Genomic DNA, 21,307 nt, shown 5'->3' on the forward strand with positions numbered 1-21,307 from the left:
TAGCATTTGGGGAAAATTGAAAACTAAATTATCTGCTCTGATCCTCAGCATTGCTCTGGGAATCAGTCCACTTATGGCAGTGCCGGCGCAAGCCAGCATGGGGGACTGCACCGTTGAAGGCAGCAGCGCGGTTTGCACCGGAGACGACCAGCAAGCAGTGCATGGCAATACTTCCATCACTGACTTGAGCTTGGAGAACGCGCCAATTAAGGGTGATGTTCTGAAAAGCATGACCGCGCTAAACCGTCTGGCGTACAACGGTCCGATTGACGTGGACTTACGAGAATTCTTGAACGCACCAGCTTTAGCACAACTGGAAATCACGTTCGACACGAAGCCAGTCCGTGTGCTGGCAGGTACTGAATTCAAGCTTCAAACCTTCAGAGGTTTCGACGGCGAACCTTTCAGCTTGGAAATCGGAGACTACCTTACGAACGACGGATGGACAGATCCGCCAGTCAAGCAGGTGGGGTTTAATACTTTCGTTGCCCCCAGGGCAACGCATATTCGCTTCTTGGATGGATACTACGAGGGCCAGCACAAGGCAGACGGGCGCAGCCTGCAGTACAACATCCATGTCGGTGAACAATATGTTGTCTCTGCATATGAAGAATTGTCATGGCTGGGTACGGGAAAGCTACAGGCTAGCTATACCCCCTTCGGCGAAGCTTCAATCTTGAATCCATCGGCAACTACGGTTCCCGTCGGTACTTGGGTGACTGCTGCAGGCAGCAAAACCTCCACCGGCTTCGCCATGAAAACCAATTGCACTTGGAGCCGCGGCAGCACAGTATTCCAAAAATCAAAAAGTGGAGATTCAGGCGGCTGCGCTTACAAGCTGAGCAAGGCAGACTCCGGCAAAAAGCTCACCGTCAAAGCAACGCACCATGAGTACTGGGGCGAAACAGAATACTGGCAAAGCACAACGGAAACCTTCTCCAGAATTTTCACTGTCCAGGATCCAATCCTGTTAAAACTGGGGCGGATTGACTCGGCGCAGGTAGGGAAGAAGCTCACTGCGAAGTTCTCCAATGCGCCGTCAGGTGTAAAGCTCAAATACCAGTGGCTTCGCGCAGGGGAGAGAATCAATGGCGCCACCAAGTCCACTTACACGCCAACCACTGCGGATTTGGGCAAACGCCTTGCTTATTCGGTAACGGGTTCAAAATCTGGAATGTACCCGGTTGTCCATACCTCGTATGACACCTCCCGGGTCACAAAGGGAAAATACACTGTCACTAAAGCGCCGCGTATCAGTGGCAAGACAGTCTATGGACAAACACTGAAGGTCAATCCTGGCACCCGTTCCACTAAGCCGGGAAAGTTTAGGTACCAGTGGCTGCGTGATGGCAAGACCATCAAGAACGCTACGAAGACCACCTACAAACTGGGTCTGTCCGATACAGGCAGGAATATCAGCGTCCGAGTCACCGCCAGCGGTCCCGGATTTGCAACCCAGACAAGCACCACTGCTAAGACCAAGAAGGTAGCCAAGGCGAAGTTCACGGTAAAGAAGGGAGCATCCGTATCGGGCAAGATGAAGGTTGGCTCGAAACTGACAGCCAAACCCGGTTCGTGGAGTCCGAAACCCGAGAAATACAAATACCAGTGGTACCGTTCTGGCGCCCCGATCAGCAAAGCCACCAAGTCGACCTACAAGGTGACCTCGCGGGACCTGGGCAAGGTTGTCTACGTGAAGGTCACTGGAAGTAAGAAGGGCTACGCCTCGAAGACCTCAACTTCTTCGGTTAAGTAGCATCGTCAGCGACTGGCCGACAACTACGTGTTCACGTGGTTGTCGGCTTTTACGCCCTGCCCGACTCAAGACGGACGATGTAACCTCATGACCAATACGGGGATGAAGTTGCCCGTCCTTCGATGAACTATTGGCTACCTCCGAGCACAATCGAATGACGGCACTTTCGAATCATGTCCCACATACTTACTTTTTAAATGTGTGATGTCTCAAGACACCGGTGACACTTCTGTCTCAGGACATCGGTAACAGATCAGACCGGATCACTCTGTCTGTCAGGCTGAAGTGAGGCCACTGATTCATAGCAAGTAAACCTTCCCCCTCCGGAAAAGCTGGGGGAGAACCCCCGCAATCTAGCGGATAAGTTCCCGGGCAAAGATATATGTCCACCACGTCATATACCACCTCGATGGGTTCATAAGGCCCCGGATTACCCGGCGTGGCAGTAGCCAAACCGCCGGTTTTTGCAATAATGACCGATGTGAACATTGCTCAGCCCGGTGAAGGGCACCCGAATAAAAGGCCTCCGTCAATGGCGGATGTAGCGGCCATGGCAGGGGTGTCGCACCAGACTGTGTCGCGAGTGCTCAACAACCACCCCAATGTCCGGTCCGGAACGCGTGACCAGGTCATGGAAGCAATCCGCAAACTCGGGTATCGCCGCAATCGAGCTGCCCGTGCTTTGGCGACATCGCACTCCAGCACCATTGGGATTCTGACCATCGGCAGCGAGTTCTTTGGACCGCAGTCAACTGTGCTGGCCATCGAAGCAGCAGCCCGCGCGCAAGGCTATTTCGTCAGCGTGACCGCATTGGATCGCTACGACGCTCACAGTGCAACCGAAGCCTTGAACCACCTGGTTGACCAAGGAGTTGACGGCGTGGTGATGGTCGCGCCGTTCGAAAAGGTCATTGACGCCCTGGATGATGCGGCGCTCAAGATCCCAGTGGTAGTTGTCGCCGCCCGCACCAGCGTTCCCGTCTCGGATCCGGCTCGCTACGTCTATGTTGACCAGCGCGAAGGCGCACGCCTGGCTACCGGACACCTCCTGGCTTTAGGTCATCGCAAAATTGCCCATGTCTCCGGGCCAACCGGCTGGTTCGACGCCACCGAGCGCCAAATCGGCTGGCAGGAAAAAATGCTCGAAGCCAAGGCGCCGATTATTGAAGTGCCCGCCGAATCATGGCTGGCGCCCAGCGGGTACGAGGCGGGCAAGAGACTGGTTGACTCGGTGCGCGTCGGGGAAGTGACGGCAGTCTTCGCCGCGAACGACTATCTCGCCACTGGCATCCTGCGCGCCTTCTGGGAAGCCGGGCTGGATGTGCCAACCGATGTCTCGGTGATCGGTTTCGACGATCTGCAGATTTCGAATTTCCTCATTCCATCGCTGACCACCGTTCGGCAGCCATTCAGGGACGTCGGGCATGCGGCACTCACGAAATTGCTCGAAGGCGACACCGCCGATAAATCTCCAAAGGTGATCGCTCCAACGCTGGTCATGCGGGCGAGCACGGCCCCGCCGAAGTCCCAGTAATTCTGTTCTAGTTGGCAGTATCTCGAAATCGGGTGTTGCGCATCACGAAATGTTAGCGCTAACATTATCTCGAAGTTCCCGCCGGCGCTTCTCCGAAACCCCTCGGAAGCTGCCGTCGATGCAAAGACGCTGCCCACCAAGCTGGGCCTCAGGACGGAGAGTTCATGGCCACCGCGCCCCAGGATGCAACTGCAGCCCAGCTCATCATCAGCGGCCAAGCCGTGCTCGGCATCGAACTGGGCTCCACCAACATCAAGGCCAGCCTGATTGGCCCGGATTTCCAGCAGCTGGCCAGCGGCAGCCACCAGTGGGAGAACCAATTCGAGAACCAGCTGTGGACCTACTCGCTGGACGCTATCCACACCGGCCTGCAGCAGTGCTTCGCTGCCGTGCTCGCCGATTGCCGCCAGCGCTACGGTATTGCCCCAAGCGGCTTCGCCTCCATGGGCGTCTCGGCCATGATGCATGGCTACATGGCCTTTGGCGAGGATGGTGATCTGCTGGTTCCCTTCCGCACCTGGCGCAACACCAACACCCAGGTGGCCGCCGAGCAGCTCACCACCGCCCTCGGCGTCAATATCCCGCTGCGCTGGTCGGTGGCCCACTACTTCCAGGCCATGATCGATGGCGAGGAGCATGTGCCGCAGGTCCAGCACCTGACCACCTTGGCTGGCTATGTCCACACGCTGCTCACCGGCGAGAAGGTGCTGGGCGTCGGTGATGCCTCGGGTATGTTCCCCATCGACACCGCCACCGGCAGCTACGACGCCGCGCTGCTCGAGACCTTCGACGAGATCTCAGCCCCTTACCAGTCCCCGCGCTCTCTTGCCGAATTGCTCCCGGCAGTCCTGCCTGCCGGCGCGACGGCAGGAACCCTGAGCGAAACCGGCGCCCGCCTGCTCGATCCCACCGGCCAGCTGCAGCCCGGCACCCCGTTCTGCCCGCCCGAAGGCGATGCCGGAACCGGAATGGTGGCCACCAACTCGGTGGCCGTACGCACCGGCAACGTCTCGGCCGGCACCTCGATCTTCGCGATGCTCGTGCTGGAGAAGCCACTGGCCGGAGTGCACCACGAAATCGATGTGGTCACCACCCCGGCCGGCGACAGCGTCGCGATGGTCCACTGCAATAACGGCGCAAGCGAGATCGGCGTCTGGGCCGGCGTATTCGGCGAGTTCGCCAAGGCGCTGGGCGTGGATGCCTCCAGCGACCGCATCTTCGAGGCGCTGCTCGGCTCGGCACTGGACGGCCAGGCCGACGGGGCAGGCCTGCTGGCCTACAACAACCTGTCGGGCGAGCCGGTCACCGGCCTGGAACAAGGCCGGCCGCTGGTCATCCGCACCCCGGACTCCTCATTGACCCTGGCCAACCTGATGCGCGCCCAGGTCTACGGTATGTTCGCCACCCTGAGCCTGGGCATGAAGGTGCTGGCCGCGCAGGGCGTGCAGGTGGAAAAGCTCTATGCCCATGGCGGCATCTTCCGCACCGCCGGGGTGGCCCAGCGCTTCCTGGCGGCCGCGCTGGACACCGAAGTGAGCGTTTCGGAAACTGCCGGCCACGGCGGGCCCTGGGGTATCGCGGTGCTGGCAAGCTTCCGACAGTTCATCGAAGCCAACCCGCAGGCCAGCTTGGATTCCTACCTGGACGAGCTGGTCTTCGCCGAGGCCAACACCAAGGACGCAGCCCCGTTGCCTGAAGATGTGGCCGGCTACAAGGCCTGGCTGCAGAACTATGAATCCGGTTTGGCCATTCAGCGTGCGGCCATCACCGCCCTGTAAGTTTCCAGCAGAAAGCCAAGAAAAAATGAGTAAGTTCAAGTCACTGGCGGATTACCCGCAATCGATGCAAGATGAGGTGGCTGCGGTCCGGCAGCTCGTTGCCAGCCTGCACGCCGAATTGCCGCGCTACGAGCTGGTGGTCTGGACCGCAGGCAACGTCTCCCAGCGCGTGCGCCATCCGCAGATCACCGATGGCAGCTCAGACCTCTTCGTGATCAAGCCGTCGGGGGTCTCCTACGACGACTTGACCCCTGAATCGATGGTGGTGTGCACCATCGATGGCCTGCTGCTCGAGGGCGAGCATGCGCCATCCTCGGATACCGCCGCCCATGCCTACACGTATGAGCACATGCCGGAAGTCGGCGGCGTGGTGCACACCCACTCCACCTACGCCACCGCGTGGGCAGCGCGCGGCGAGGAAATCCCCTGCGTGCTGACCATGATGGCCGATGAGTTTGGCGGCCCCATCCCCGTGGGCCCCTTTGCGATCATCGGCGATGACTCCATCGGTCGCGGCATTGTCTCCACGCTGCGCGAATCCCGCAGCCCCGCGGTGCTCATGGCCAACCACGGGCCATTCACCATCGGCAAGGATGCCCGGGCTGCAGTCAAGGCTGCGGTGATGTGCGAGGAAGTGGCCCGCACTGTGCATATCGCCCAGCAGCTCGGGGACCCGCAGCCCATCGACCCCGCGAAGATCGACTCGCTCTACGAGCGCTACCAGAACGTCTACGGACAGTAAGGACATCATGGCCAAGGCATATAACGACAAGGAAATCTGGTTCTTCACCGGCAGCCAGGACCTGTACGGCGAGGACACCCTGCGCCAGGTGGCGCAGCAGTCCACCGAGGTGGCGCAGGCGCTGGATGCGTCCGCCGATGTCCCGGCGAAGATCATCTGGAAGCCGGTGCTGAAGGACTCCGAGTCGATCCGCCGCGCGATGCTGGAGGCCAACTCGGATGAGAACGTGCTGGGCGTGATCACCTGGATGCACACCTTCAGCCCGGCGAAGATGTGGATCAATGGCCTGAAGGCCCTCCAGAAGCCGCTGCTGCACCTGCACACCCAAGCAAATGTCGAACTGCCCTGGGATTCGATCGACTTCGACTTCATGAACCTGAACCAGGCTGCGCACGGCGACCGCGAATACGCCTACCTGGCCACCCGCCTGGGCGCCGCGCGCACCACGGTGGTCGGCCACGTCTCCAATCCCGCGGTCACCCGCCGCGTGGGCACCTGGATCCGCGGCGCTGCCGGTTTCAACGCCGTGCAGAACCTGAAGCTGGTCCGCTTTGGCGACAACATGCGCAATGTCGCGGTGACCGAGGGCGACAAGACCGAAGCCGAGATCCGCTTCGGGGTCTCGGTGAACACCTGGGCCGTCAATGACCTGGTCGAGGCCGTGAAGGCCGTGGCCGAAGCCGACATCGATGCGCTGGTCGGCGAGTACGAGCGCGAGTACGACGTGGTTCCCGAACTGCGTGCCGGCGGTGCCCGCCACGGTTCGCTGCGCTATGCCGCTGCCCAGGAAATCGCGCTGGAAGCGTTCCTGTCCAGAGCCGGCGCCATGGCCTTCACCACCAACTTCGAGGATCTCGGCGGGCTCAAGCAGTTGCCTGGCCTGGCCGTGCAGCGCCTGATGGGCAAGGGCTACGGCTTCGGCGCCGAAGGCGACTGGAAGACCGCGGTGCTGGTGCGCGCCGCCAAGGTGATGGGCGAGGGCCTGCCGGGCGGAGCCTCGCTGATGGAGGACTACACCTACGACCTGACCCCCGGCAAGGAGCTGATCCTCGGTGCCCACATGCTCGAGGTCTGCCCGTCGCTGACCACCTCCAAGCCAAGGGTGGAAATCCACCCGCTGGGCATCGGCGGCCGCGAGGATCCGGTGCGCATGGTCTTCAGCGCGGACGCCGCCGAGGGCGCGGTGGTCGTGTCCATGGCCGATATGCGCGAGCGCTTCCGGCTGACCGCCAATGTGGTGGACGTGGTGACCCCGCCAGCTGACCTGCCGAACCTGCCGGTAGCCCGCGCGGTGTGGAGTCCGCGGCCTGATTTCAATATCTCTGCCGAGTCCTGGCTTGCTGCCGGCGGGGCGCACCACACGGTGATGTCCACCGCCGCAGGCATCGAGGCTTTCGAGATCTTCGCGGAGATCGCCGGTGCCGAACTGCTGGTCATCGACGAGGAGACCACACGCCGGAACTTCGCGCAGCAGATCCGCGTCAACCAGAGCTACTACCGCTTGGCGCAAGGCTTCTAGCAGCCAGACAAGCCCCTTTAATGGGCCCTGCGCGCCCTGTGCTGGGCGCGCAAGGCCACTGGGTAAGGAATCTTAATTTATTTTCATCAGAGGGTGGTCGAAGTCACTGTGTTAGCGCTAACATAGTGTGAGTCCAGTCTCATTCGCAGATATGGCAACCTTTCAAGGAGGAAAAGATGGCATGGAATAATTGGACCCGCAAAGCCGTGGCGACCATGGGATCGCTCGCACTGGTCGGCGCATTGGCAGCCTGCAGCGGCAGCGGCGCCGGAGGCGGAGCCGGGGCTGGCGGCGGGGAATCGACCGCCCCCGAGGACATCCAGGTGGGCGTCGCAATGCCAACCGAGACGTCCGAACGCTGGATTGCCGACGGTGAAGCGGTCAAGTCCCAGCTGGAAGAAGCCGGCTTCGAAGTCGACCTGCAGTTCGCGAATGACGACATCCCCACCCAGCAGCAGCAGATCGACCAGATGATCACCAAGGGCAGCGACATCCTGGTGGTCGCCTCCATCGACGGTACCGCGCTGTCCACCCAGCTGCAGGCCGCCGCGGACCAGAACATCCCGATCATCTCCTACGACCGCCTGATCAACGGCACCGAGAACGTCGACTTCTACGTCACCTTCGACAACTACAACGTCGGCGTCCAGCAGGCCACCTCGCTGCTGGCCGGCATGGGCCTGGCCGATGATCAAGGCAAGCGCACCGACAAGAAGGGCAAGTTCAACATCGAGCTCTTCGCCGGTTCGATCGACGACAACAACGCGCACTTCTTCTGGAAGGGCGCCATGGACACCCTCAAGCCATACCTCGACGACGGCACGCTGACGGTCAAGTCCGGCCAGACCAAGATCGAGCAGGCAGCCACCCTGCGCTGGAGCCAGGAAGAAGCCCAATCGCGCATGGAAGACCTGATCACCGCCCACTACCAGGGCGGCAAGACCAAGATCGACGGCATCCTCTCGCCATTCGATGGCATTTCCCGCGGCATCATCACCGCGCTGTCCAACGCCGGCTACGGCAAGTCCATCAAGGACGGCCTGCCGATCATCTCCGGCCAGGACGCCGAAATCGCCTCGGTGAAGCTGATCGACGACGGCGTGCAGTACGCAACCATCTTCAAGGACACCCGCAAGCTGGCCACCCAGGCTGTCGAGGCAGTGAAAGCCTACGCTGGCGGCGGCGAGCCGGAAGCCAACGACACCGAAAGCTACGACAACGGCAAGAAGGTCGTTCCCTCGTACCTGCTGAATTCGGACATCGTGGTCAAGGACAACATCACCTCGCTGCTGGTCGACTCCGGGTACTACACCGCCGAGGAAGTCAAGGCCGGACAGGCCAAGTAGCCGCGCAGGCAGCAACCGCGGTGGCGGGAGGGCAACCTGCGCTCCCGCCGCCGCGGTTCACCGCTCACAGCACACACCAAGGACGTCTGCACTATGGACACCACGATCCTGCACATGCAGGACATCACCAAGACTTTTCCCGGAGTCAAGGCGCTGGACGGCGTCAACCTATCGGTTCGCAAGGGCGAAATCCACGCCATCTGCGGAGAGAACGGCGCCGGAAAATCCACCCTCATGAAGGTGCTCTCCGGGGTCTACCCGCACGGCAGCTACGAGGGCAAGATCATTTTCGAGGGCGAGGAGCTCAAGGCCTCGAACATCAAGGATTCCGAGGCCCAGGGCATCGTGATCATCCACCAGGAGCTGGCCCTGGTGCCCTACCTCTCGGTGGCGGAGAACATCTTCCTCGGCAACGAGACCTCCCGCGGCGGCTTCATCGACTGGAACGAAACCAACCATCGCGCCGCCGACCTGCTGGCCCGCGTGGGCCTGCACGAGCAGCCGGTCACCCCGGTCGGCCAGCTCGGTGTCGGCAAGCAGCAGCTGGTGGAAATCGCCAAGGCGCTGAGCAAGAACGTGAAGCTGCTGATCCTGGACGAACCGACCGCCGCGCTGAACGACGACGACTCCGAGCACCTGCTGAACCTGCTGCGCGAACTGCGCGAGCAGGGCATCACCTCGATCATCATCTCGCACAAGCTCGGCGAGATCGAGGACATCGCCAACACCACCACCATCATCCGCGACGGCCAGTCCATCGAGGCCCTTGACATGGCCGACCCCGCCTCCAACCAGAACCGCATCATCCGCGGCATGGTCGGCCGCGAGCTCTCCGCCCGCTACCCGCAGCGCGAGCCGCAGATCGGCGACGTGGTCTTCGAGGTGCGCGACTGGTCGGTCCAGCATCCGGTCCAGCAGGACCGCACCGTGGTGGAGCACGCAAGCCTCGACGTGCGCGCCGGCGAAATCGTCGGCATTGCCGGGCTCATGGGCGCCGGGCGCACCGAACTGGCGATGAGCATCTTCGGCCACAGCTACGGCCGGAACATCACCGGCACCGTGCTGATGGGCGGCAAGCCGGTGGACACCTCCACGGTGGGCAAGGCCATTGGCGCCGGCATCGCCTACGTCTCGGAGGACCGCAAGAAGTTCGGGCTGAACCTCATCGAGGACATCCGCGTGAACACCACCGCGGCCGGACTGGGCAAGATCTCCTCGAAGGGCTTCGTGGACGGCAACAGGGAAATCCAGATCGCTGAGCACTACCGCAAGTCCATGCGCATCAAGACCCCCAACGTCATGGCGAAGGTCGGCAACCTCTCGGGCGGCAACCAGCAGAAGGTCGTGCTGGGCAAGTGGCTGCACACCGCCCCTGAGCTGCTGATCCTCGACGAGCCCACCCGCGGCATCGACGTCGGCGCCAAATACGAGATCTACACGATCATCAACGAGCTGGCCGCGGCCGGCAAGGCAGTGCTGGTGATCTCCTCCGAACTGCCCGAGCTGCTGGGCATCTGCGACCGCATCTACACCCTGGCCTACGGCCGGATGACCGGCCAGCTGCCGCGCAGCGAAGCCACCCAGGAACGCCTCATGGAACTCATGACCATCGAGAAGGAAAGCACCCGATGACCATCACAAACGAGCTGAAGGATATCTTCACCAAGAACTTGCGCACCTCGGGCATCTACATTGCCTTCGTGCTCATCGTGGTGCTGTTCACCATCCTGACCAACGGCCTGCTGCTCAGCCCGATCAACATCACCAACATCATCCTGCAGTACTCCTACGTGCTGATCCTCGCACTGGGAATGATCATCGTGATCGTGGCCGGGCATATCGACCTTTCCGTCGGTTCACTGGTCGCCCTGACCGGCGCGGTCTCCGCGGTGCTGGTGATCAAGAACGACATGCCATGGTGGGCAGGCATGCTCGCCGGCATCGCGGTCGGCGGGTTGTGCGGTGTGTGGCAGGGTTTCTGGGTTGCGTACGTGGGCATTCCCGCGTTCATCGTGACGCTGGCCGGCATGCTGCTCTTCCGCGGCCTGACCTACGAAGTGCTCAACAACGTTTCGCTCTCGCCGTTCCCCGGCGAATACGGCCAGATCGCCGGCGGCTTCCTCAACGGCCTGCTCGGCGGCAACGGCTTCGACCTGTTCACCGTGATCATCGGCGTGATCGCCGTCGTGGGCCTGTTCTACTCGCAGTGGCGCAATCGCGCAGGCCGGGCAAAGTACGGCCAGAGTGTCGAGTCGATGGCCATGTTCCTGGCCAAGAACATCATTTCCGGCGCCATCATCCTCTGGTTCTTCTGGCAGATCGCCACCAGCCGCGGCATGCCGATCGTGCTGATCATCCTGGCCGCCCTGATCCTGGGCTACCACGTGCTGACCACCAAGACCGTCTTCGGCCGCCACGTCTACGCCATCGGCGGCAACCTCTCCGCCGCGAAGCTCTCGGGCGTGAACGTGAAGAAGATCAACATGTGGATCTTCATCAACATGGGCCTGCTTTCCGGTGTGGCCGGCGTGGTCTTCTCCTCGCGCTCCAACGGTGCCCAGCCGGGTGCCGGGAACATGTTCGAGCTGGATGCGATCGCCGCCTGCTTCATCGGCGGCGCCTCGACCACCGGCGGCGTGGGCCGGGTGACCGGAGCGATCGTCGGCGGCCTGGTGATGGCGGTGCTGTCCAACGGCATGCAGCTGATGGGCGTCGGCGCGTCCACCCAGCAGATCGTCAAGGGCGTGGTGCTGTTGCTGGCAGTGGCCTTCGACATCTACAACAAGCGCCGCGCAGGCGCCGGCAACTAGCCTGCGGCTTGCTGCCACGGGCCCTCCCGCATGAGGTGGCGGGAGGGCCTGCCCATGCCCGACAGTTTCCCTGCACAGCACGAAGGATGACGAAATGGATCGCCAATCAATGCCGCAGCAGGACACCGCCAACGGAACGGTGCTCACGCTGCAAGCCCACGGCTTCACCGCGCAGCTGGCCACGGTGGGCGCCACACTGGTGTCCCTGGACTACGGTGGTCGCCCGCTGGTGCGCGCCTTCGATCCGCGCGGTGAGCGCCCGGTGTTCTCCGGAGCGATCCTGGCTCCCTGGCCCAACCGGGTGATCGACGGGGCCTACCACTGGGAAGGCCGGGAGCTGCAACTGGGAATCAGCGAGCCGGAGCGCGGCCACGCGCTGCACGGCTTGGTGCTGGACGAGAACTTCGAGATCACCGGACGCGGCCCGGACTTCGCCCAGCTGCGCACAGTGATCGCCCCGAACCCCGGCTACCCCTATGAGGTGCAGCTGGTGATCGACTACCGGCTGGAAGCCGGCGGGCTGCGCACCATCGCCACCGCCACCAACCTCGGGCAGGGCACCGCGCCCTTCGCCTGGGGTTCGCACGCCTACCTGGTCGCACCGGGCAAGAAGGCGGATGAATGGACTTTCACCCTGCCAGCCGGCAAGGTGCAGCTCACCGACGGCGCGCGCCTGCTGCCGCAGGAGGTGGTTCAGGTGGCTGGCACCGAGCTGGATTTCCGCACCCCGAAGCCGATCGGGGAACTGTTCATCGATCATGCGTACACCGGGTTGGCCGCCGGCGCCGACGGCTTGTTCAGTGCATCGATCACCGACGCTGCGGGCGTCGGTGCGCAGATCAGCTGGGATGCGGCCTGCCCGTGGGTCCAGATCCACACCGCTGACCGCGATGACCCGGCGCTTGACCGCACCGGCCTGGCCATCGAGCCGATGACCTGCCCGCCCGGCGGGTTCAACTCAGGCCAGGACGTCATCGCGCTTGCCCCGGGCGCCAGCTGCGAGGCCAGTTGGCTGATCGGCCCGGTCCAGCCGAGCTAACCCGCAGGCGCGCCCGCCGCGCCGCCTACCTATTTGCACCACCACTAGCCCATTGGAGAGATGGCCATGCCGCAAGGCTCCGCAGCATATGAAGCAGCCCACCGGGTGCACCACCTGGCCGATGGCCGCGAAGCGATCTTCTTCGCCGATGCCAACACCGCACTGCCGGAACCGGTGGCCGATACCCGGCCGCTGGATCCGCGCGGGGAACCCGGCGAGCTGCGCTATGACCGGCTGACCGGAGACTGGGTGGCGGTCGCCGCCCACCGCCAGTCGCGCACCTACCTGCCGCCCAAGGAAGAATGCCCGCTATGCCCCAGCGCGCACGGGCGCATGAGCGAAATCCCCGCCGAGGACTTCAACGTGGTGGTCTTCGAGAACCGCTTCCCGTCGCTCGGCCCGGTACTGGGTTCGATTCCAGCCGCCGCACCGGTGCAGGTTCCCGCCCCGGCCTACGGCCGCTGCGAAGTCGTGGTGTTCACCCCCGAGCACACCGGCTCCTTCGCCTCGCTGGATGACGCCCGGGCACGCACCGTCATCGAGGCCTGGGCGCAGCGCACCGCCGCATTATCCGCGATGGAAGGCATCGAGCAGGTCTTCGTCTTCGAGAACCGCGGCCAGGACATTGGCGTGACCCTGCACCACCCGCACGGGCAGATCTACGCCTACCCGTACCTGGCTCCGACCGCCGCCAAGATGGCAGGCCAGGCGGTGGCGCACCTGGCGAAGACCGGACGCCCCCTGATGCAAGACATCCTGGACTTCGAGCGCAATGAAGGCACGCGCATGGTGCGCCAGGGCGAGCACTTCTCCGTGTTCGTGCCCTACGCTGCCCGATGGCCGCTGGAAGCCCATCTGGTGCCGCACCGCCACGTGCCGGATCTCGCGGCGCTCAACGACGGCGAGAAAGCTGAACTGGCAGTGATGTACCGGGATCTGCTGCGCGGATTCGACGCGCTGTACGACACCCCCACCCCCTATATCGCTGCCTGGCACCAGGCTCCGTTGGAACCGGAAGCCCGTGCGGCATCTCGGCTGCACCTGCAGCTGACCAGCCCGCGCCGGGCAGCTGGCAAATTGAAGTACCTGGCCGGCTCGGAAGCCGCCATGGGCGCCTTCATCAACGACGTTCCGGCCGAGCAGGCCGCCGCCCGGCTGCGCGAGGTCATGCCATGAGCCGCAGCGGAAGCGGGGAAACCGCGGCGCGGGTCAACGCCCTGCGCGAAAAGTTCACCAAGGCCTACGGCCACCGGCCCGAAGGCATCTGGCGCGCCCCGGGACGGGTGAACCTGATTGGCGAGCATACCGACTACAATCTGGGCTATGTGCTGCCCTTCGCCATCGATAAGAACGCGCTGGTGGCAGTGCGCCGCAAGTCGCAGCTGGAGCCGGGAAGCCAGGTGCTGGATTTCGCCTCCACCTACGGGGCAGTCGACGAGCTGCCGATCACCTCGGTCACGGTCGATGAGCTGGTGCCCCGGGCGGTGCCCGGCTGGGCCGCCTACCCGGCCGCCGTGCTGTGGGCATTGAACCAGCTCGATGGCGTGCAAATTGGCGGGCTGGAATTGATGGTCGACTCCGATGTCCCGGTGGGCTCCGGGCTGTCCTCCTCGCACGCCCTGGAAGTGGCGACCATCGTGGCGCTGGATGACCTCTACGGCCTGGGGCTGGCCAAGGTGCAGATGGCCCAGCTGACCCAGCGGGCCGAGAACGAATTCGTGGGCGCCCCGACCGGAATCATGGATCAGAGCGCCTCGCTGATGTCCCATGCGCAGCACGCGCTCTTCCTGGATTGCCGTTCCATGGAAACCCAGGCAGTGCCGCTGCCGTTGGCGCAGCACGACGCGGTGGTGCTGGTCGTCGATACCCGCGTCGAGCATTCGCATGTGGATGGCGGCTATGCCGCCCGCCGTGCCAGCTGCGAGCAGGCCGCCGCGGCACTGGGGGTGGAATCCTTGCGGGAAGTGCACAGCGTCGCGGAATTGGAGGCCATCGCCGACCCGGTGGCCCGGCGCCGCGCCAAGCACATCGTGACCGAGAACCGGCGGGTGCTCGATGCCGTTGCCGCGTTGCGCGCCTCGGACCTGGATGCGGTAGGCAAGCTGCTGTGCCAGTCCCACGAATCCATGCGCGACGACTACGAGATTTCCAGCGAGGAACTGGACGCCGCGGTGGAGGCCGCCATGGCGGCCGGGGCGATCGGTGCCCGCATGACCGGTGGCGGTTTTGGCGGCAGCGCCATTGCCCTGGTCAAGCGCGAGCGGATCGAGCCGGTCAGCCAGGCTGTCCGCGAGGCCTTTGACCACGCCGGCTATGTCGAGCCGGCCATTTTCACCGTCGTTGCAGATGAAGGAGCAGGCAGGGCATGAGTTGGCTAGTGACCGGCGGAGCCGGGTATATCGGATCCCACGTGGTGCGTTCGCTGCAGGAGGCGGGGTTCGAACCGGTCGTCGTGGACTCGATGTCCAGCGGGGTGCGCTCCTTCGTTCCCGAAGAAGTGCCGTTCTACCAGTTGAGCATCCTGCAGACCGAAAAGCTCGTGGAAATCATGAAGCGCCACGAGGTTACCGGGGTCATCCACCTAGCCGGCTACAAGTACGCCGGAGAATCGGTGAAGCACCCGCTGCTGGCCTTCGAGCAGAATGCCACCGGCACCGCGCACCTGCTTGAAGCGATGGCCACCGCCCGCGTGCACAATATGGTCTTCTCCTCATCGGCCGCCGTCTACGGCACCCCGGCCGAGGATGTGGTCACCGAAGCCACCGGCACCTTCCCCGAATCCCCGTATGGCCAGAGCAAGCTGGTGGGGGAGTGGATGATCCGCGACCAGGCGGTGGCCACCGGGCTGAAGCACACCTCGCTGCGCTACTTCAACGTGGTTGGATCGGGCAGCGCTGAACTCTACGATGCGAGCCCGCACAACCTGTTCCCGCTGGTGTTCCAGGCGTTGAACTCCGGCAAGTCCCCGAAGATCTTCGGCACCGACTACGGCACCCCCGATGGCACCTGCGTGCGCGACTACGTGCATGTCGCCGACCTCGCGCTGGCGCACGTGGAGGCGGCCAGGAAGCTGGAGGCGGGCGAGGCGTTGGAGCCGGTCTACAACCTGGGTTCAGGTGATGGCGTCTCGGTGCGGCAGATCATGGACGCGGTCGCCGAGGTGACCGGCATCGGCTTCACCGCTATTGAGGAAGCCCGCCGTCCGGGCGATCCGGCGCGCATCGTTGCCGACGGCAAGCTGGCCGCCCGCGACCTGGACTGGAGGATGCGCCACAGCCTGGCGCAGATGGTGCACAGCGCCTGGGAGGCCTCGGCGCAGCGCCGCTGACTAGCCGGTGCGCAGTTTTGCGGCGATCGCATCCATGGTCTGGGCAATCGCCAGCGACTCGTCCAGCGGCATGACCGGCGACTCGGTCAATCCATCGGCGATGCACCGGGCTACGTGGGCCGCTTCGAAGCCCAAGCCGGCAGCCGGCGAGGTTTCGGCGAACTCGCGGCTGCCGGCGAGCTTTCCGTCGGCACTGCGCAGCACCAGCCCGGAACCGCAGCAGATCGGGCGCTGCAGCTCCAGCGTTCCCTCGGTGCCGGCGATCCATGCGCCTTGCGGCGAATCGGTCTCGATGCTGCTGAACACCGTTGCCGTGGAGCCGTCCTCATTGGCCAGCACCGCGGTAAACGATGCGTCGACACCGGTGGGGACCATCCGCCCCGAAGCGTGCAGCAGCTGCTTGGCGGGGGAGACCATGGCGCTGAAGGCGACGGGATAGATGCCGACATCCAGCAGGGCCCCGCCGCCCAGCGCCGGGTCGTAGATGCGCGAGCTGTAGTCGACCTCGAACTTGGCGCCGAAATCAGCCTGGATGGCGATCACTTGCCCGAGCATTCCGGACTCGATGACCTGCGACAGCACATTCCCGATCGGCAGGAACCGCGACCACATGGCTTCCATGGCGAACACCCCGGCAGCCCTGGCCGCCTCGATGACCCGGGCGGTTTGCCGGGCATCCAGGCTCATCGGCTTCTCCACCAGGACGTGCTTGCCCGCGGCGATGGCTTTCAGGGCGAGTTCTGCGTGCCCGCTGTGCGGGACAGCGATATAGATGGCATCCACCGCAGGGTCGCTGAGCACCGCATCGTAGGATCCGAAGGCCCGGGTTCGCCCATCTCCGTAGCTGCGCGCGAACTGCTCGGAGCGGGCTACGGTGCGCGAGCCGACGGCCCCGATCCGGCTGGCGGTCAAGCTGTTCAGCGACTGGGCGAACTGCGAGGCGATCCACCCCGGCCCGAGAATGCCCCAATTCAGCGCGGGAGCCGAGGACGGATGGGGCAGCGAGGATTCGGGCAAGGCTAGTGGCACGTCAGGCTCCGATGGGCAGGCAAGGTCAGATGGCTGTTTCCACCCTAAGCGGAGGACGGCCATGGCGGAAGAGGTTTTGGGCTGCAACCGATCGGCGGGGAACGGGCTGGGCTTGGCCGTGCGATTTCCGGACCGGAGGAATCCATTTACTGGTGAGTAACATATGGCTAGGATGGCGGTATGCAGCCCCAGAGCATCATCAGCGAATCAGTGCGCATTCTCGTCACCGCCAAGGACAGTGCCCAGGCCACGGTGTACAAACCGGCAGAAGACCCGCGTGGCGTGCTGGTGATTCATCCGGCGACCGCCACCCCGCAGCGTTTCTATCGCGCCTTTGCTGAAGCGGCGACGCGTTCCTCAATGATTGCCGTGACCTACGACTACCGGGGGACCGGGCTGTCCGGCTCGCCCAAGGAACACAGCAGCCTGCGGATGCGCGACTGGATCCAGCAGGATATCCCAGCCGTCGCGCGGTGGGCGGCCGAGAGCTACCCCGACCTCCCGCACTACGCAGTGGGCCACAGCATCGGAGGGCATGGGCTGATCCTGGACTACGGCACCGAAGCGCTGTCAGCAGCGGTCATCGTCTCCAGCCATGTGGCAGCTTCACGGACCATCACCCCGTGGCAGGAACGCGCTCGCGTCACCGCCATACTGAACGTCCTGGGCCCAGTGCTCAGCCGGACCATGGGCTACATGCCCGGGCAGAAACTCGGGTTGGGCGAGGACATCCCGACAGCTGCCCTGCTGGAGTGGAGCCGCTGGATCAAAAAGCCGAACTACTTCTTCGATGACCCGAGCATGCAGGCCCGGGAACGTGCAGCCCGAACCCGGATTCCCATCCTGGCCGTCGGTGCCAGCGATGACCTGTGGGCCTCGCCGCGGCAGATGGACCAGCTGACCGGGCACCTGGTCTCGGCCACGGTCCAGCGCCGGACCTGCACACCTGATGAGCTCGGAGTACCAGCGATCGGGCATCACGGGCTGATGCGCCGGGGCGTCGGGGAAGCCGCCTGGCCAGAGTTGCTGGACTGGCTGGAGAGCCGGAAACGCTGAGCGAGCCGACTGGCTACAGGTCGACCGCGTTGGCCAGCACTGGCAGCTGCTTGCGCGCGACCTCGACTTGATCGAGATCCAGGTCCACGACCAGCAGCTCGGGCTCCGCACCGGCCTGGGCGATAACACGGCCCAGCGGATCCACCGCAAGCGAATGCCCGACGCCCAGGGGAGCCGTGCCGGTCACCGTGCGGCCAATGCTTTCCGGGTCTGCCTGGTCCACTGCCACCACGAACGTCGTCGAATCCAGTGCCCGGGCCTGTGCCAGGGTGGTCCACTGCTCGGCCTTGCCTTCGCCCTGGCCCCACGATGCGCTGACAATGCAGATCGCCGCGCCAGCCTGCGCATGGCGGGTGAACAAGCGCGGGAACCGCAGGTCGTAGCAGGTGGCCAGGCCGATGATCGTGCCCTCGTGCTCGAACTGCACCGGGGACCGCCCGGGCGTCACCGAATCCGACTCCGCATAGCCGAAGGCATCGTAGAGATGGATCTTGTCGTAATGGGTGTCAACCCCATCGCCGGCGACCAGCAAGGTGTTGCGTACCCGGCCGCCCTCGCCGGGGGTGAACATGCCCACGGCAATGGTGATGCCGATGTCCCGCGCCTGCTGGCGAATCAGCGTAGCCCACGGGCCATCCAGCGCTTGCGCGTACTTGGCGAGATCATGTCCGAAAGACACCTGCATCGCCTCGGGAAAGACCACCAGCGTGGCGCCTGCCTCCTTCGCCTGGCGTGCATGATCTCGCACCGTCACCAGATTGCGCTGGGGATCAGCGGTGCTCAGCACCTGCGCCAATGCGATTCTCATGGGATAGTCCTTTCCTGCGGCCAACGGGTGGCGATGCGCTACGCTCTCGACTCTACGCAGTAGAGATCGGCGAAGCTACAACCGGGCAATTTGCACCTCTTCGCGGCCCTTGGACACCGACATCAAGTCCTTCTGGCGCTCGCCGTCCACCTTGGCGGCCAAGGCATCCAGTGCTGACATGGATTCCGCGGACAAGCGGACATCCAGTGCCTGCAGGTTGTCATCGAAGTGCGCGCTGAAGCGGGTCCCCGGGATCGGGGAGACGGCCACTTCGAATGCACGCGCCTTTTCGTAGACCCAGGCCAGCGATGCTTGCGCGGTGGAGATGTTCTCGCGTTCGGCCACGTCAATGATGACTTGGCGCAGCGGCTGGTTATGCTCCATGCGGGCCGCTTCGAAGCGCGGGAAGTTGCGGCGGATGTCCCCGGATTCCAACTGTTCCAGTGAATCCACTTCTCCGGTGAAGTAGCCGCGGCCCAGCGACGCGTAGGTCACCAGGCCCACGCCCAGTTCGCTGGCGGTGGGCAGCAGCCAGCGCTCGATGTCGCGGCTGAAAATCGAATACTCCATCTGGATCGCGGAAATCGGATGCACCGCGTGGGCTCGGCGCAGCTCCTGGGAGGTTACCTCGGATAATCCGATGTGCAGGGTTTTGCCGGCTTCGACCAGTTCCTTGTAGGCCCCGACCGTCTCCTCAATCGGGACCCGGGAATCCACGCGATGGTAGTAGTACAGGTCCACGTGGTCGACGCCCAGCCGCTGCAGGCTCTCGTCCATGCATTTCTTGATGAAGGCGGGGTCGCCGTTGGCGCGTGGATCTCCGGGGTTCTTCGGGCGGACGATACCCGCCTTGGTCGCCAGCGTGACCTCGTCCCGCCGGGTTTTCAGCACCTGCGACAGCAGGGTTTCGTTGTGCCCTTCGCCGTAGATGTTGGCGGTATCCAGGAACGTGACACCTCGGTCAATGACGTGGTTCAAGGTGCGCAAGGATTCGGCATCGTCGGCCGCGCCGTAGGGTCCGCTCAGCGACATGCAGCCAAAACCCTGCGCAGTGGTTTCCAGTCCTTGTCCGAGGTCGATGCGGTGTGCGATCTGCTGTGCCATGCTTGTCCTCATCAATAGTCGGTTTTTCTGTACCTGAGCCTAGCGAAGCGGAAACGGCATGGCCTCAAGTTCGTGGAAATATTGAGCCCCGCGAACCGCAACCACCGCGACACACCCCAGCTGAATATGAGATGACTTGGATAAAGAGACTGCGTCTCACTTTCGCGAATTGATCTCAGAGTAAAATTCTTGCCATGGGCAGCGTGGTTCGCGATCGGGTTCGCGAAAAGATGAAAGTCGAGTTGGCGGAACAGGCCTATGCCGTGTTCGCCGAACGCGGTGTAGAGAACGTCACCGTCCAGCAGGCAGCCCAAGCCGCCGGAATTTCCCGCGCAACGTTCTTCCGGTACTTCTCCTCGAAAGAGGATGCAGTGGTTACCGCGCTGCGTTCCATGACCGGGCACTTCTCCGATGTAGCCAGCTCCATGTCGTCGCAGCCGGGGGAGAGCTTGCTGGAGCTCTTGCGCCGTAGCTTCGAACCGGCCGTGGCGTTCGCTGAACAGGACCCGGCGACAATGATCAGCCGCATTGAATTGAGCCGGAGCACCTCTGCGCTGCGGGCCAGCTGGCAGGAATCCCTGCGTGAGCAGCAGGCGGCGCTGGCCCAGGCGCTCTCGCCGTTCTGCGCGAACCAGCGGCTGGCCGAAACCGCGGCATTGCTGGGCCTGTCCCTGTATGACCATGCGCTGGACCGCTGGGTTGGCGCCACCGGCAGCACGCTGCGCGAGATCCTTGATGAGGCTTTCGACTTCGCCGCGATGATCGATGACAACTGGGCGGTCAAGCGCTAGGAGCCGCCGCAGGCTACGGCAAGCGAAGCACCTTGATGGCGTTGTCCAGATACGGCTTCGGGGACGGGTCAGCGGATTGCGCCCAGCGGATCCACGCCGCAAAGGTCACCGTGCCGAACGCCAGCGCCAAATAGGGCGCAGTTTGCTCGTCGACCCCGCCATCCGAGAAATGCCGCAGCACCCGGTCGCTGTCCTTGCCCATCCGCATCGAAGCTTGGGCCAGGAGCTCAGGCTGGTCCGCGATGAGCCGCAAGCGCCCGCGGGTGACTTCGGGATCCGGCAGCGAATCGAAGGCCGCCACCGTCGCGGCGTGCATGGCTTCCAGCAGGTCGAGGCCCTCCTGTTTCGCCGAGGCGAATACCTCATCTGAAATGGCCGAAGCTTCCAGCAGGCCGCCCCACACCAAATCCGCCTTGGATGCGAAATAGCGGTAGAGGCTCTTGCGCCCAATTCCCGCTTCCTCGGCAATTTGCGCCATCGAGACATCGCCGTATCCGTGTTTAGCGAACAGCTCCAGCGCGGTGCGCGCCACGGATTCAGGATCAATGGACTGCGGGCGCCCAGCGAGGTGGGACGTGGCGGAATCTTGGGTGCCTGGCATATTCCAATTATGGCCCATTGACTTATGACACTCTGTGTCATAACATGAAATGACCAATGCATCGGC

The 21,307-nt window shown here is 63.6% G+C and carries 18 protein-coding genes; 14 read left to right on the plus strand and 4 right to left on the minus strand.

The features are described from left to right. Positions 1-16 precede the first annotated feature (16 nt). The 12 genes from EKH49_RS11305 (at position 17) to galE (ending at position 15,852) form a co-directional block, all read left to right on the plus strand. Complete coding sequence (locus tag EKH49_RS11305) at positions 17-1,756, plus strand: hypothetical protein (protein ID WP_128470908.1); 1,740 nt, start codon at positions 17-19, stop codon at positions 1,754-1,756. A 532-nt stretch (positions 1,757-2,288) separates the two neighbouring features. Then, positions 2,289-3,290 (plus strand): LacI family DNA-binding transcriptional regulator, encoded by a 1,002-nt coding sequence (locus EKH49_RS11310; RefSeq protein WP_236641133.1) that lies wholly within the window; start codon positions 2,289-2,291, stop codon positions 3,288-3,290. Positions 3,291-3,454: 164 nt separating this feature from the next. Beyond that, a complete protein-coding gene (locus tag EKH49_RS11315) occupies positions 3,455-5,068 on the plus strand; it encodes a xylulokinase (RefSeq protein WP_128470910.1) in 1,614 nt (537 codons plus the stop codon). Positions 5,069-5,093: 25 nt separating this feature from the next. Further along, on the plus strand, positions 5,094-5,810 hold the full coding sequence (locus EKH49_RS11320; protein ID WP_128470911.1) for an L-ribulose-5-phosphate 4-epimerase: 717 nt from the start codon (positions 5,094-5,096) through the stop codon (positions 5,808-5,810). Between the two features lie 7 nt (positions 5,811-5,817). Further along, positions 5,818-7,329 carry an L-arabinose isomerase gene (gene araA / locus EKH49_RS11325; protein WP_128470912.1) on the plus strand — a complete coding sequence of 504 codons (1,512 nt, stop codon included), beginning with the start codon at positions 5,818-5,820 and terminating at the stop codon, positions 7,327-7,329. A gap of 176 nt (positions 7,330-7,505) precedes the next feature. Then, entirely contained in the window at positions 7,506-8,675 is a 1,170-nt protein-coding gene (gene chvE, locus EKH49_RS11330; protein ID WP_052253952.1) for a multiple monosaccharide ABC transporter substrate-binding protein, read from the plus strand. A 93-nt stretch (positions 8,676-8,768) separates the two neighbouring features. Then, a complete protein-coding gene (gene mmsA, locus EKH49_RS11335; RefSeq protein ID WP_038992820.1) occupies positions 8,769-10,307 on the plus strand; it encodes a multiple monosaccharide ABC transporter ATP-binding protein in 1,539 nt (512 codons plus the stop codon). Then, complete coding sequence (mmsB, locus tag EKH49_RS11340) at positions 10,304-11,485, plus strand: multiple monosaccharide ABC transporter permease (RefSeq protein WP_038992822.1); 1,182 nt, start codon at positions 10,304-10,306, stop codon at positions 11,483-11,485. The genes mmsA and mmsB overlap by 4 nt, the downstream gene beginning before the upstream one ends. Positions 11,486-11,579: 94 nt before the next feature. Beyond that, positions 11,580-12,524 (plus strand): aldose 1-epimerase family protein, encoded by a 945-nt coding sequence (locus EKH49_RS11345; RefSeq protein ID WP_128470913.1) that lies wholly within the window; start codon positions 11,580-11,582, stop codon positions 12,522-12,524. A gap of 66 nt (positions 12,525-12,590) precedes the next feature. Then, positions 12,591-13,700, plus strand: a complete 1,110-nt coding sequence (gene galT / locus EKH49_RS11350) for a galactose-1-phosphate uridylyltransferase (protein ID WP_201739599.1) — start codon at positions 12,591-12,593, stop codon at positions 13,698-13,700. Next, positions 13,697-14,893 carry a galactokinase gene (galK, locus tag EKH49_RS11355; RefSeq protein WP_128470915.1) on the plus strand — a complete coding sequence of 399 codons (1,197 nt, stop codon included), beginning with the start codon at positions 13,697-13,699 and terminating at the stop codon, positions 14,891-14,893. The genes galT and galK overlap by 4 nt, the downstream gene beginning before the upstream one ends. Then, positions 14,890-15,852, plus strand: coding sequence for a UDP-glucose 4-epimerase GalE (gene galE / locus EKH49_RS11360; protein ID WP_128470916.1), 963 nt, complete (start codon positions 14,890-14,892; stop codon positions 15,850-15,852). Before galK ends, galE begins: the two co-directional genes overlap by 4 nt. Here galE and EKH49_RS11365 read toward each other — a convergent pair whose 3' ends face one another. Continuing rightward, positions 15,853-16,881, minus strand: coding sequence for a Gfo/Idh/MocA family protein (locus tag EKH49_RS11365; RefSeq protein ID WP_161567507.1), 1,029 nt, complete (start codon positions 16,879-16,881; stop codon positions 15,853-15,855). It lies immediately after the preceding gene. Between the two features lie 180 nt (positions 16,882-17,061). Here EKH49_RS11365 and EKH49_RS11370 point away from each other — a divergent pair, with 180 nt between their 5' ends. Beyond that, on the plus strand, positions 17,062-17,937 hold the full coding sequence (locus tag EKH49_RS11370; protein WP_128470918.1) for an alpha/beta hydrolase family protein: 876 nt from the start codon (positions 17,062-17,064) through the stop codon (positions 17,935-17,937). A gap of 13 nt (positions 17,938-17,950) precedes the next feature. Here EKH49_RS11370 and EKH49_RS11375 read toward each other — a convergent pair whose 3' ends face one another. Both EKH49_RS11375 and EKH49_RS11380 read right to left on the minus strand, forming a co-directional pair. Continuing rightward, complete coding sequence (locus tag EKH49_RS11375; RefSeq protein WP_128470919.1) at positions 17,951-18,745, minus strand: carbon-nitrogen hydrolase family protein; 795 nt, start codon at positions 18,743-18,745, stop codon at positions 17,951-17,953. A gap of 75 nt (positions 18,746-18,820) precedes the next feature. Next, positions 18,821-19,849 carry an aldo/keto reductase gene (locus EKH49_RS11380; RefSeq protein ID WP_128470920.1) on the minus strand — a complete coding sequence of 343 codons (1,029 nt, stop codon included), beginning with the start codon at positions 19,847-19,849 and terminating at the stop codon, positions 18,821-18,823. Between the two features lie 194 nt (positions 19,850-20,043). On the opposite strand from EKH49_RS11380, the gene EKH49_RS11385 reads away from it, so the two are divergent. Beyond that, complete coding sequence (locus EKH49_RS11385) at positions 20,044-20,640, plus strand: TetR family transcriptional regulator (protein WP_128470921.1); 597 nt, start codon at positions 20,044-20,046, stop codon at positions 20,638-20,640. 13 nt (positions 20,641-20,653) lie between these two features. Here EKH49_RS11385 and EKH49_RS11390 read toward each other — a convergent pair whose 3' ends face one another. Continuing rightward, positions 20,654-21,241: a TetR family transcriptional regulator gene (locus EKH49_RS11390; protein ID WP_128470922.1), complete on the minus strand. Its 588-nt coding sequence runs from the start codon at positions 21,239-21,241 to the stop codon at positions 20,654-20,656. Positions 21,242-21,307 lie beyond the last annotated feature (66 nt).

This window comes from Glutamicibacter sp. HZAU, from assembly GCF_004100365.1.
GTDB classification, from domain to species: domain Bacteria; phylum Actinomycetota; class Actinomycetes; order Actinomycetales; family Micrococcaceae; genus Glutamicibacter; species Glutamicibacter nicotianae.

What these genes read in the sequence shown, in the direction of transcription:
- EKH49_RS11310 (WP_236641133.1), top strand. Translation starts at nt 2,289, where the DNA reads ATGGCGGATGTAGCGGCCATGGCAGGGGTGTCGCACCAGACTGTGTCG.
- chvE (WP_052253952.1), top strand. Translation starts at nt 7,506, where the DNA reads ATGGCATGGAATAATTGGACCCGCAAAGCCGTGGCGACCATGGGATCG.
- EKH49_RS11315 (WP_128470910.1), top strand. Translation starts at nt 3,455, where the DNA reads ATGGCCACCGCGCCCCAGGATGCAACTGCAGCCCAGCTCATCATCAGC.
- galT (WP_201739599.1), top strand. Translation starts at nt 12,591, where the DNA reads ATGCCGCAAGGCTCCGCAGCATATGAAGCAGCCCACCGGGTGCACCAC.
- mmsB (WP_038992822.1), top strand. Translation starts at nt 10,304, where the DNA reads ATGACCATCACAAACGAGCTGAAGGATATCTTCACCAAGAACTTGCGC.
- araA (WP_128470912.1), top strand. Translation starts at nt 5,818, where the DNA reads ATGGCCAAGGCATATAACGACAAGGAAATCTGGTTCTTCACCGGCAGC.
- galK (WP_128470915.1), top strand. Translation starts at nt 13,697, where the DNA reads ATGAGCCGCAGCGGAAGCGGGGAAACCGCGGCGCGGGTCAACGCCCTG.
- mmsA (WP_038992820.1), top strand. Translation starts at nt 8,769, where the DNA reads ATGGACACCACGATCCTGCACATGCAGGACATCACCAAGACTTTTCCC.
- EKH49_RS11320 (WP_128470911.1), top strand. Translation starts at nt 5,094, where the DNA reads ATGAGTAAGTTCAAGTCACTGGCGGATTACCCGCAATCGATGCAAGAT.
- galE (WP_128470916.1), top strand. Translation starts at nt 14,890, where the DNA reads ATGAGTTGGCTAGTGACCGGCGGAGCCGGGTATATCGGATCCCACGTG.
- EKH49_RS11345 (WP_128470913.1), top strand. Translation starts at nt 11,580, where the DNA reads ATGGATCGCCAATCAATGCCGCAGCAGGACACCGCCAACGGAACGGTG.
- EKH49_RS11390 (WP_128470922.1), bottom strand. Translation starts at nt 21,241, where the DNA reads ATGCCAGGCACCCAAGATTCCGCCACGTCCCACCTCGCTGGGCGCCCG.
- EKH49_RS11370 (WP_128470918.1), top strand. Translation starts at nt 17,062, where the DNA reads ATGCAGCCCCAGAGCATCATCAGCGAATCAGTGCGCATTCTCGTCACC.
- EKH49_RS11380 (WP_128470920.1), bottom strand. Translation starts at nt 19,849, where the DNA reads ATGGCACAGCAGATCGCACACCGCATCGACCTCGGACAAGGACTGGAA.
- EKH49_RS11375 (WP_128470919.1), bottom strand. Translation starts at nt 18,745, where the DNA reads ATGAGAATCGCATTGGCGCAGGTGCTGAGCACCGCTGATCCCCAGCGC.
- EKH49_RS11385 (WP_128470921.1), top strand. Translation starts at nt 20,044, where the DNA reads ATGGGCAGCGTGGTTCGCGATCGGGTTCGCGAAAAGATGAAAGTCGAG.